The organism is Ensifer soli (genome assembly GCF_041928815.1).
Classification (GTDB): Bacteria; Pseudomonadota; Alphaproteobacteria; order Rhizobiales; family Rhizobiaceae; genus JBHFEI01.
In genome coordinates, this window is the sequence record NZ_JBHFEI010000002.1 from 99,055 (window position 1) to 110,258 (window position 11,204).

Annotated in this window: 10 protein-coding genes; 7 read left to right on the forward strand and 3 right to left on the reverse strand. The window is 67.3% G+C overall.

The features are described from left to right. The 7 genes from ACEVQ6_RS03145 (at window position 1) to ureG (ending at window position 5,091) form a co-directional block, all read left to right on the forward strand. The gene (locus tag ACEVQ6_RS03145) at window positions 1-357 is read left to right on the forward strand and encodes a GFA family protein (RefSeq protein ID WP_374887450.1); all 357 of its coding nucleotides are present in this window, start codon (window positions 1-3) and stop codon (window positions 355-357) included. A gap of 59 nt (window positions 358-416) precedes the next feature. After that, on the forward strand, window positions 417-815 hold the full coding sequence (locus ACEVQ6_RS03150; RefSeq protein ID WP_374887451.1) for a lysozyme inhibitor LprI family protein: 399 nt from the start codon (window positions 417-419) through the stop codon (window positions 813-815). After that, window positions 812-1,441: a Urease operon accessory protein gene (locus ACEVQ6_RS03155; protein WP_374887452.1), complete on the forward strand. Its 630-nt coding sequence runs from the start codon at window positions 812-814 to the stop codon at window positions 1,439-1,441. Before ACEVQ6_RS03150 ends, ACEVQ6_RS03155 begins: the two co-directional genes overlap by 4 nt. A 22-nt stretch (window positions 1,442-1,463) precedes the next feature. Continuing rightward, window positions 1,464-3,176 (forward strand): urease subunit alpha, encoded by a 1,713-nt coding sequence (gene ureC, locus ACEVQ6_RS03160; protein ID WP_374887453.1) that lies wholly within the window; start codon window positions 1,464-1,466, stop codon window positions 3,174-3,176. Window positions 3,177-3,283: 107 nt separating this feature from the next. After that, window positions 3,284-3,763: an urease accessory protein UreE gene (gene ureE / locus ACEVQ6_RS03165; protein ID WP_374887454.1), complete on the forward strand. Its 480-nt coding sequence runs from the start codon at window positions 3,284-3,286 to the stop codon at window positions 3,761-3,763. Next, the gene (locus ACEVQ6_RS03170) at window positions 3,756-4,439 is read left to right on the forward strand and encodes an urease accessory protein UreF (protein WP_374887455.1); all 684 of its coding nucleotides are present in this window, start codon (window positions 3,756-3,758) and stop codon (window positions 4,437-4,439) included. The genes ureE and ACEVQ6_RS03170 overlap by 8 nt, the downstream gene beginning before the upstream one ends. 40 nt (window positions 4,440-4,479) lie before the next feature. Further along, the gene (gene ureG, locus ACEVQ6_RS03175) at window positions 4,480-5,091 is read left to right on the forward strand and encodes an urease accessory protein UreG (protein ID WP_374887456.1); all 612 of its coding nucleotides are present in this window, start codon (window positions 4,480-4,482) and stop codon (window positions 5,089-5,091) included. Between the two features lie 99 nt (window positions 5,092-5,190). Here the strand turns inward: ureG and ACEVQ6_RS03180 are convergent, their stop codons facing one another. The 3 genes from ACEVQ6_RS03180 to ACEVQ6_RS03190 all read right to left on the reverse strand — a co-directional run bounded on the left by ACEVQ6_RS03180 (window position 5,191) and on the right by ACEVQ6_RS03190 (window position 11,190). Further along, window positions 5,191-8,517 carry an efflux RND transporter permease subunit gene (locus ACEVQ6_RS03180; protein WP_374887457.1) on the reverse strand — a complete coding sequence of 1,109 codons (3,327 nt, stop codon included), beginning with the start codon at window positions 8,515-8,517 and terminating at the stop codon, window positions 5,191-5,193. Between the two features lie 10 nt (window positions 8,518-8,527). Continuing rightward, window positions 8,528-9,736, reverse strand: coding sequence for an efflux RND transporter periplasmic adaptor subunit (locus ACEVQ6_RS03185; protein WP_374887458.1), 1,209 nt, complete (start codon window positions 9,734-9,736; stop codon window positions 8,528-8,530). 461 nt (window positions 9,737-10,197) lie between these two features. Further along, window positions 10,198-11,190, reverse strand: a complete 993-nt coding sequence (locus tag ACEVQ6_RS03190; RefSeq protein WP_374887786.1) for an ABC transporter substrate-binding protein — start codon at window positions 11,188-11,190, stop codon at window positions 10,198-10,200. Between the last annotated feature and the right edge of the window lie 14 nt (window positions 11,191-11,204).

Genomic DNA, 11,204 nt, shown 5'->3' on the forward strand with positions numbered 1-11,204 from the left:
ATGGCCGTCGCGCATTACACCGGACGCTGCCAGTGCGGCGCCGTCGCCTTCGAGGCCGATGTCGACCTGGACCAGACCGTCATCTGCAACTGTTTGCGCTGCCAGCGGCTCGGCGCGGTGCTGGCCTTTGCGCCGCGCGACCGGTTCACGCTCCTGTCGGGCGCGGAAAGCTTGAGCGCATACACGTTCAACCGCCACAAGATCCAACATCTCTTCTGCAAGACCTGCGGCATCCAGGGCTTTTCCTATGCCACGGCTCCGGACGGGCGTGAGATGGCCGCCGTCAACGCCAACTGCCTCGACGGCGTCGATCCGCGCGCGCTGCATCCGCAGGCCTATGACGGGGCATCGGCGTGAGCGGGAGGATGCGCGCGGAACGGTTTGCGGGAGGCGCGTTCCGCTGCGCGGGCGCGGCCATGCTTTTTTCGCTCATGGCCGGGTGGCCCGCGGCGGCAGCGGCTCAGGACGACGCGCCCGTCGACTGTGCCAATGCGGTGGCGCAGGTCGAACTCACCTATTGCGCCGAGCAGGACTATCTTGCCGAGGACAAGGCGCTGAATGCCGCCTACAAGGATGTGGTCACGCGGGCGAAATCGATCGACGACGATCTCGGCGCGGCGCAGGGCGGCGCGCTCGCGGCGCTGAAGAAGGCGCAGCGCGCCTGGATCGACTATCGCGACGGACAGTGCGACCTCGCCGGCTATCAGGCGGTCGGCGGTACCGCCCAGCCGATGATCATCTATGGCTGCCTTGCGACCCAGACGAAGAAGCGGACCGAGGAGTTGCGCGACCTGCTGGCCGATTTCGACCGATGACCACGGCCGGCCGTCTCATCGCCATCGTCGGCAATGGACGCGTGCCGGAGGGCTGCGCCCGGACGATCGACGCGGCCGATCTCGTCATCCGCTTCAACGAATGCGGCTCGATCGGCCCGGGAGGGGCGCGCACTGACGTGATCGCCGTCTGCAACACCGGCCGCCCGGCGCTCGCCATGCTCGCCGGCGGGCGCTGGAAGGCAAAGCATGCGGTGCTTGAGGCCGTCGAGATCTGGTGCACCCGCGACCGCGCGACCTTCGCGGCGCTGCGGGCGCCGCTCCGGTCCAGCCATCCCGATCTCGACGATTTCTGCGACGACTATACCGACGGCTATGCCGCCTTCGCCGCCGCCACGGGAAAGCGGCTGAAACGGCTCGACGCGGCGGTGCACCGGAGGACGGATGCGGCGCTCGCCGCCTTCGCGCCGGAGGCCTATGTCGTGCCGAGCAGCGGCCTGCTCGTGATTGCCGAGGTGCTCGCGAATGTCACGGGCGCAGACGACCGGGTGGTGCTTGCCGGCTTCGGCCATCAGGGCTGGATATGGCACCCGTTCGCCGCCGAGCGCCGCTATGTCGACCATCTGGTTTCGGAAGGCCGCCTCGCGCGTCTTCATCCGCTGATATGAGATTGACCGAAGGAGAGGCCCCATGTCCTACACGATGTCGCGCGCAGTCTATGCCCACATGTTCGGCCCGACGGTCGGCGACAAGGTGCGCCTCGCCGATACGGAACTGATCGTCGAGGTCGAGAAGGATTTCACCACCTATGGCGAGGAGGTGAAGTTCGGCGGCGGCAAGGTCATCCGCGACGGCATGGGCCAGAGCCAGGTGACGCGGGCGGACGGCGCGGTCGACACCGTCATCACCAATGCGCTGATCCTTGACCACTGGGGCATCGTCAAGGCGGATATCGGGCTCAAGGACGGCCGCATCGTCGCGATCGGCAAGGCCGGCAATCCCGATACGCAGCCGGGCGTCACCATCATCGTCGGCCCGGGCACCGAGGCGATCGCCGGCGAGGGAAAGATCGTCACCGCCGGCGGCATGGACAGCCATATCCACTTCATCTGCCCGCAGCAGATCGAGGAGGCGCTGATGTCGGGTCTGACGACGATGCTCGGCGGCGGCACCGGCCCGGCGCACGGCACGCTGGCGACGACCTGCACCCCCGGCCCCTGGCACATCGCCCGGATGATCGAGGCGGCCGACGCCTTCCCGATGAACCTCGCCTTCGCCGGCAAGGGCAACGCCTCGCTCCCCGGCGCACTGGTGGAAATGGTGCTCGGCGGCGCCACCTCGCTGAAGCTGCACGAGGACTGGGGCACGACGCCGGCGGCGATCGACTGCTGCCTGACGGTCGCCGACGAATACGACGTGCAGGTGATGATCCACACCGACACGCTGAACGAGAGCGGCTTCGTCGAGGATTCGATCGGCGCGCTCAAGGGCCGCACCATCCATGCCTTCCATACGGAAGGCGCGGGCGGCGGCCATGCGCCGGATATCATAAAAATCTGCGGCCAGCCGAACGTCATCCCGTCCTCGACCAACCCGACGCGGCCCTATACGATCAACACGCTGGCCGAGCATCTCGACATGCTGATGGTCTGCCATCACCTGTCGCCGTCGATCCCGGAAGACATCGCCTTTGCCGAAAGCCGCATCCGCAAGGAGACGATCGCGGCCGAAGACATCCTGCACGACATCGGCGCCTTCTCGATCATCTCGTCCGACAGCCAGGCCATGGGCCGCGTCGGCGAGGTGGCGATCCGCACCTGGCAGACGGCCGACAAGATGAAGCGCCAGCGCGGCCGGCTGAAGGAAGAGACGGGCGACAACGACAATCTCCGCGTCAAGCGCTACATCGCCAAATACACGATCAACCCCGCGATCGCCCATGGCCTCAGCCACGAGATCGGTTCGGTCGAGGTCGGCAAGCGCGCCGATCTCGTGCTGTGGAACCCGGCCTTCTTCGGCGTCAAGCCGGACATGATCCTGCTCGGCGGCTCGATCGCGGCCGCCCCCATGGGCGACCCGAATGCCTCGATCCCGACGCCCCAGCCGGTCCATTACCGGCCGATGTTCGCCTCCTACGGCAAGGCGCGCACCAATTCCTCCGTGACCTTCGTCAGCCAGGCCTCACTCGATGCCGGCATCGCGGCGCGCCTCGGCGTCGCCAAGAAGCTCGTCGCGGTGAAGAACACCCGCGGCGGCATCGGCAAGGCCTCGATGATCCACAACAGCCTGACGCCGCATGTCGAGGTCGATCCGGAAACCTACGAGGTGCGCGCCGACGGTGAACTTCTGACCTGCGAGCCGGCGACCGTCCTGCCGATGGCGCAGCGTTACTTCCTGTTCTAAGACCGCGCCGGGACGCGGATCATGGCCGTAGCAGGCACCAGCGGGCGGGAGGGACGCCGCATGCCCATGACCCCCATCTCCGCGCTTGATATTTCAAGGTGATCCGCATGCCCTATCGTTCGACTGAAATCCTGCGTGCCGATGCCGGGCATCCGGTGCCGATCGACGTCATCGTGCTCGCCCACGACCAGCGGCACATCCGCCGCAAGCTCCTGCACATGCAGCATGACGACGTCGTCATGCTCGACCTCAGGGAGCCGGTCATGCTCGCCCATGGCGACCTGCTGCTGCTCGAGGGCGGCGGCTGCGTCGAGATCATCGCCGCCGAGGAGGATCTCTACGCGGTCACGCCGCGCGACCGGCTGCACCTGGTCGAACTCGCCTGGCATCTCGGCAACCGGCATCTTCCCGCCCAGATCGAGGCGGAGCGGATCGTCATCCTGCGCGATCCCGTCATCGGTGCGATGCTGAAGGGGCTCGGCGCCGAGATCGCCGAGATTTCCGAGCCCTTCCATCCGATGCGCGGCGCCTATCACGGCACGGGCGGCCACGGCCATCATCACGGACACGGCCACCACCATGACTGACGGGGAAGCGGCGGCCACGCCGACGCAGGCGCTGCTGCGGCTGATCACCTGGCTGTCGCCGGCCTTCCCCGTCGGGGCCTTCGCCTATTCCGCCGGGCTCGAGCAGGCGGTCAGGGACGGGCTGGTCGTCTCGGCGCCGCATCTCCATCGCTGGCTCTCGATCGCGATCGCCCGCGGCGCCGGCTGGAACGATGCCGTCCTGCTCGCCGAGGCCTATCGCAGCGCCGGCGACGGCGCGGCCCTGCTCGCCGTCGCCGATCTTGCCGTCGCCATGGCCGGTTCGAAGGAGCGGCAGGCGGAAACGGTGGCGCAGGGTGCCGCTTTCTTGGCGGCAGCGCGGGCCTGGCCGCATGCGGTCCTCGATCGTCTGCCGGAGGACACGGCCTATCCTGTCGCTGTCGGTGCCGTCGCCGGCGCCCATGGCACGGGCACGGAAGCCGCGATCGCCGCCTATCTGCATGCGCAGGCCTCCAATGCCGTGTCGGTCGCGATCCGCTGCGGCGTCACCGGCCAGCGCGACGGCGTCGGCATCCTCGCCGCGCTCGAACCGGAGATCGAGGCCGCCGCGCGGCGGGGTGCCGCGAGCACGCTCGACGACCTCGGAACGGCGGCGATTGCCGCCGACATCGCCACGCTTCGCCACGAAAGCTTGAATTCGCGGCTGTTCCGCTCATGATCGCGGGGCGCGGCCGTCTCTTCCATGAAAGGAAAATGCCATGCGTTCGACAAACGGGCCCTTGAGGGTCGGGATCGGCGGGCCGGTCGGCTCCGGCAAGACGGCGCTGACCGACAAGCTCTGCAAGGCCATGCGTGACCACTACTCCGTCGCGGTCGTCACCAACGACATCTACACCAAGGAGGATGCCGAGGCGCTGGTGCGGATGCAGGCGCTCACCTCGGACAGGATCGTCGGCGTCGAGACCGGCGGCTGCCCGCACACGGCGATCCGCGAGGATGCATCGATCAACCTGCAGGCGGTGGCGGATCTCAACCGGCGCTTCCCCGATCTCGACGTCGTCTTCATCGAATCGGGCGGCGACAATCTCGCGGCCACCTTCTCGCCCGACCTCGCGGATCTGACGATCTACGTCATCTCGGTCTGCCAGGGCGAGGAAATCCCGCGCAAGGGCGGTCCCGGCATCACCCGCTCCGACCTGCTCGTCATCAACAAGTCGGACCTCGCGCCCTATGTCGGCGCCGATCTCGACGTGATGGAGCGCGACGCGACGCGAATGCGCGCCAGCCGCCCCTTCGTCTTCTCCGACATGAAGCGCGGCGAGGGTGTGGGCAGGATCGTCGACTTCCTGACGGTGCAGGGCGGGCTCTGACGGCGACGCTTCGATACCGCAGCAAAAAGGCCGCTCCCCGAAAGGAGCGGCCTTTTTGATCGGATCCGGCCGAAGCGCACTGCTCCGGTCCGACGCGGTCTATTCGGCGGCGAGCGAGGTGATGTTGATCACGTTCGACGGGCCGACCCGGGCGGGAACCACCACCTTTTCCTTTTCGAGCGCGGCGACCTTCTCCTTCAGTGCCTCGATCTCGTCGGTCTGCGTGGTAACGCGGGTCGTCAGCGCCTCGTTGTCGAGCACCGGCGCCTCCTCGTCCTTGCCGCCGACGAAACGGCCGAAGATCCAGGCGAGCAGCCGCGACAGGTCGTCCATGATGAGGAAGAAGGAGGGGACGACGACGAGGCTGAGCACGGTGGAGACGATGATGCCGCCGATGACGGCGATCGCCATCGGCGCGCGGAACGAGCCGCCCTCGCCGATGCCCATCGCCGAGGGGAGCATGCCGGCCGACATGGCGATCGAGGTCATGATGATCGGGCGGGCGCGCTTGCGGCCGGCCTCGACCATGGCATGGACCCGCTCCATGCCGTGGCGCATCATCTCGATGGCGAAGTCGACCAGCAGGATCGCGTTCTTCGTCACGATGCCCATCAGCATCAGGATGCCGATCAGCACCGGCATGGACAGGGCGTTCTGCGTGATGATCAGCGCCACCGCGACGCCGCCGATGGCGAGCGGCAGCGAGAACAGGATGGTGAAGGGCTGGATCACGTCCTTGAACAGCAGGATCAGCACGACCAGCACCAGCATCAGCCCCATCAGCATGGCGTTGACGAAGCTCTGCTGCATTTCGCCCTGCACCTTGGCGTCGCCGCTTTCGGCAAGGCGCACGGTCGGCGGCAGCTGCGTCTCGTCGACGATCCGCTTGAACTCGGCTGTCGCCGTGTCGAGCGCGGTGCCGAAGGGTACGTCCGAGCCGATCGCCACGACGCGGTTGCGGTTGTTGCGCTTGATCGAGCTCGGGCCTTCCGCATAGTCGATGTCGGCGACGCTGTAGAGCGGCACGATCGCGCCCGAGCCGGTCTTGATCTTCAGCGCGCGGATGGCGCCGAGGTCGCGGCGCACGTCGAGGCTCGCCTGCACGCGGATCGGGATCTGCCGGTTGTCGAGCGATATCTTCGCAAGATTGGCGTCGACGTCGCCGATCGTCGCCACCCGCACCGTCTCGGCGATCTGCTGCGGCGTGATGCCGAGGCGCGAGGCCTCGTCCATGCGCGGGCGGATCTGCAGTTCCGGACGCGGCAGCGCGCCTTCCGAGGAAACGTTGGCGAGGATCGGCGAGGCGCGCAGCTTCGATTCGAGCAGTCCGACCGCGGCGTTGAGGTCCGCCTCGCTGGTCGACAGGAAGTTGACGCTGAGGTCGCGCTCCGCCCGGTCGTTGACCTTCGAAATCCGCACGTCCGGAATGGCGCGCACCGCGGCGAAGATGTCCTTCTCGACATCCCATTGCGGTCGCGTGCGGCCTTCCTCCGGAAGCCTCGGCACATAGGCGCCGAGGATCGGAATGTTGCCGAGCCCCTTGTTGACGATGGTCTTCAGCAGCGAATGCTCGATGTTGCCCAGGATGACGCGCACCGTCGCGCGCCGCATTTCGAGGTCGCCCTTCGGCGAGGCGCCGCCGAGGATGAAGACGCTCTTGACGCCGTCAATGTTCTTGACGGCCTTGTAGATCGTGTCCGTGCTGGCGGCGGTCTCGTCCAGCGTCGCGTTCGGCGGCAGTTCCACCGAGAGGACGACGCGGGAGGAATCGTCCGGCGGCAGGAAGCTGCCCGGAACCTGCGCGAGCAGCACCACCGAGCCGTAGAGGAAGCCGATGGCGACGAGCAGCGTGGTGTAGCGCCAGTACCAGCGCCGCGTGGTGCCGGTGACGAGGCGCGTATAGCCCTTCATCAGCAGGCCGTCATTGTCGTGATGGTCGTCGTCCATCCCGTCTTCGGCGCGCATCAGGTAGGCGGCCATCAGCGGCGTGATGAGGCGGGCGACCATCAGCGAGAAGAAAACGGAGAAGGCGACCGTCAGGCCGAACTGGATGAAATACTGGCCGGCGATGCCGGGCATGAAGGAGACGGGCACGAAGACGGCGATGATGGTGAAGCTGGTCGCGATCACGGCGAGGCCGATCTCGTCGGCCGCCTCGAGCGCCGCCCTGTACGGTGTCTTGCCCATCTTGATGTGGCGGGCGATGTTCTCGATCTCGACGATCGCGTCGTCGACGAGAATGCCGGTGGCGAGCGTCAGCGCCAGGAAGCTCACGAGGTTCAGCGAGAACCCCATGATGTCCATGATCCAGAAGGTCGGGATGGCGGAGAGCGGCAGGGCGACGGCGGCGATCAGCGTCGCGCGCCAGTTTCGCAGGAAGAGGAAGACGACGAGGACCGCGAGGATCGCGCCTTCCATCAGCGTGTGGAGTGCTGCCTCGTAGTTGCCGTAGGTGAAATAGACGGAATCGTCGACCATCTCGATCTGGACATCGGGATTGGCCTTGCGGACGGCATCGAGGCTTTCGGCGACGGTTTCCGAGACGGAGACCTCGCTCGCGCCCTTGGCGCGGAAGACGGCGAAGGTGACGTTCGGGACGCCGTCGAAGCGCGAGAAGGATTTCGGCTCCTCATAGGTGTCGGTGACGGTGCCGAGCTCGTCGAGGCGAACGAAGCGGCCGTTCGGCAGGGTGATCGAACGGCTCGCGAGCTCGGGAACGCTGCGCGCGTCGCCGAGCGTGCGGATCGTCTGCTCGTTGCCGGCCACCTGGCCGCGGCCGGAGCCGAGGTCGATGTTGATGCCGCGCAATTGCTGGTTCACGTCGGCGGCGGTGATGCCGTAGGATTCGAGCTTGGCCGGGTTGAGTGCGACGCGGATCTCCCGGTCGGCGCCGCCGTAGCGGTCGATCTTGCCGACGCCCGGCTGGCCCTGCAGCGCGCGCTTCACCGTGTCGTCGACGAACCAGGACAGTTCCTCGAGCGTCATGTTCGGGGCGGAGACGGCGAAGGTCTGGATCGCCTGGCCCTCGACGTCGACCTTGGCGACGATCGGCTCCTCGATGCCGGCGGGAAGGTCGCCGCGGATCTTGTCGATCGCGTCCTTCGTGTCCTGCACCGCCTCCTCGGTCGGCTTGCCGATGCGGAAGATGACGATCGTCTGCGACTGGCCGTCGGTAACGGTCGACTGGATCTCGTCGATCCCGCTGATCGAGGCGACGGCGTCCTCGATCTCCTTGGTGACCTGCACCTCCAGCTCGGCAGGTGCCGCGCCATTCTGCACCACCGTGACCGACACGAAGGGCGCGTCGATGTTCGGGAAGCGGGTGATCGGCAGGGCGAAGAAGGACTGCAGGCCGACGATGACCAGCAGCGCGAAGCCGAGGATCGGCGCGATCGGATTGCGGATCGACCAGGCGGAGAAGTTCATGCGGGATCCCTCACTTCGCGACCGAGGCGGTTTCGTCCTCGGCGACCGGCCTGATCCGGTCGCCGTCGCGGACGAAGGCGCCGGCCTTGGCAACCACCCTGTCGCCGGCCGAAAGGCCCTCGACCACCTGAACCACGCCGCCATCCTGGATGCCGGTGACGATCTTCACCTGCCGGACCACGTCGTCCTCGACCTTGCGCGCCACCGAGCCGTTGCGGTCGGTGGTGACGGCCGACAGGGGCAGGGCGAGCCCGTTCGCCTCCGCCACGACGATTTCGGCATTGGCGAACATGCCGGCCCGCGCGCCGGTGCGGGCGTCGAGCACGATATGGACGGAACCGAGGCGGGTCGCGGCGTCGATGGTCGGCGAGACGAGGCGCACCTTGCCCTCGATCGTGCGCGTGCCGCCGGCGATGGTGACGATCGCCGTCTGTCCCGCATCGACCTTCTGGATGTCGGTCTCCGAGAGATCGGCGACGAGCTCGATGGCGCCGTCGCGGATCAGCGTGAACAGCGGTGTGCCGGCGCCGCTCGCGACCGCGCCGACCTTGGCGGTGCGCTCGGCCACGATCCCCGCGGCCGGCGCCTTGACGGCGGTGCGGCTCAGCCGGAGGTCGATGTCGTCGATCTGGGCATCGGCGACCTTGGTGTCGGCCCTGGCGACGGTGATCGCCTGCTCGGCCGAATTCACCCGCGCGCGCGCCGCGGTCGCCGCCGCGCGTGCCTGGTCCGCCGTGGCGGTCGCGACCGTGCCGGTGGCGGACAGGCGCTCGGCGCGGCCTGCGACCCGCTCGGCCTCTTCCGCATTGGCCTTCGCCTCGGCAAGCTGCGCCTCGAACTGGGCGATCGCCGCCTCTGCCTTGGCAAGGGTTGCCTGCGCCTGGCTTTTCTGCAGGATCAGCGCATCGTCGTTCAGCGTCGCCAGCGTCGCGCCTTCCGCCACGCGGTCGCCGATATCGGCGCCGAGCGAGCGGATCGACAGGCCTTCGACCAGCGGCGCGACATAGATCTCCTCGACCGGGCGGATGGTGCCGCTGGCGCGGACGCGATCGGTGAGGGCGCGCGTCTCGACAGTGGTGACGACGATGGCCGGAAGGGCGGGCTCGGCCTGTTGCGGCGGTGCCGCCTCCTCGGCGGCGATGGCGGGGGAAAACGCGCCGATCATCGCGCAGAAGCCGAGTGTTACGATCCCGAGTGTGACGATCCGATGTCCTGTCATGCCTGTCCCCGCCTGCGGCGACGCCCCTGGCATCCGAGCCGCTCTTCCGTCCGGGGCGCCAAGGGCGCCCGCCGTTGCTTCGTCCGTCGCCGGTGTCGTCCGGCCCCTGCCTGTCTGCGATATCGGTCCACGGCCCGCGACATTCGTCGCAGTGGCGATGGTGCACGGTCGGCCTCACGCCGGTCTGCGGCGCCCCGCCGCGTCACCGTGTCATGCCCCTTGGCTTCTGCCTTCTACGATCATTTAGAAGGAGCGGATTTGGCTTGCAAGAGGCAGATGCGATGGTGCCTCACTATTTCTACGCCGTTCCATTGTGCATTGCAATACAGCGCCGGCAAGACAGGGGCGATGTGCCTTTTCCGCCACGTCTTTCCGTCGCCTGCAACGGCATCTCCCAAAAGAAAGGGATGCGCGGCGGGCGGCCGCGCATCCCGGACTGGCGCGGTCCGCCGCCGCCGTCGTTATTTCAGCGCCGCATCGGTGATCGCATGGGTGAAGGCGCCTCCCGGTTCCTTGGAGATGACCGGGTCCGAGCCGCCGCCGAGCAGGGTGGCGACCGTGCGCTTGTAGTCGGCGTCGTCCAGCGCGCCGTTCGAGCCGGCGGTCAGCTTGGCGACCTCGCCCATCATCCGCTTCTGATGCGCTTCCGTCTGGGCGCCGGTGGAATCGTTCTCCAGAACAATGTCGGCGGCCTCGTCCGGATTGGCCTCGGCATATTTCCAGCCCTTCATCGAGGCACGGACGAACTTGACCAGCTTCTCCTCGAAGGCCTTGTCGGCGAGCTTGTCCTCGAGCACGTAGAGCCCGTCCTCGAGCGTCGCGACACCCTGGTCCTCGTATTTGAAGGTGACGAGATCCTCCGGCTTGATGCCGGCGTCGATGACCTGCCAGTATTCGTTGTAGGTCATGGTGGAGATGCAGGCCGCCTGCTTCTGGATCAGCGGATCGACGTTGAAGCCCTGCTTCAGCACCGTCACGCCGTCCGGGCCGCCATCGGTCTTGATGCCGAGATGGCTCATCCAGGAGAGGAAGGGATACTCGTTGCCGAAGAACCAGACGCCGAGCGTCTTGCCCTTGAAATCTGCGGGCGTGGCGACGCCGGTTTCCTTCAGACAGGTCAGCATCATGCCGGACGACTTGAAGGGCTGGGCGATGTTGACGAGCGGCACGCCCTTCTCGCGGGTGGCGAGCGCGGAGGGCATCCAGTCGACGATGACGTCGGCGCCGCCGCCGGCGATCACCTGCGCCGGCGCGATGTCCGGGCCGCCGGGCTTGATCTCGACGTCAAGGCCTTCCTCCTCGTAGAAACCCTTGTCCTTGGCGACGTAATAGCCGGCGAACTGGGCCTGGGTCACCCATTTTAGCTGCAGGACCAGCTTGTCGGCGGCTTCGGCGGAATAGGCGCCGAGCGACAGGGCGCTTGCCAGAAGCAAGGATGCGAAATGTTTGCTCATCATGGTTCCCTCTT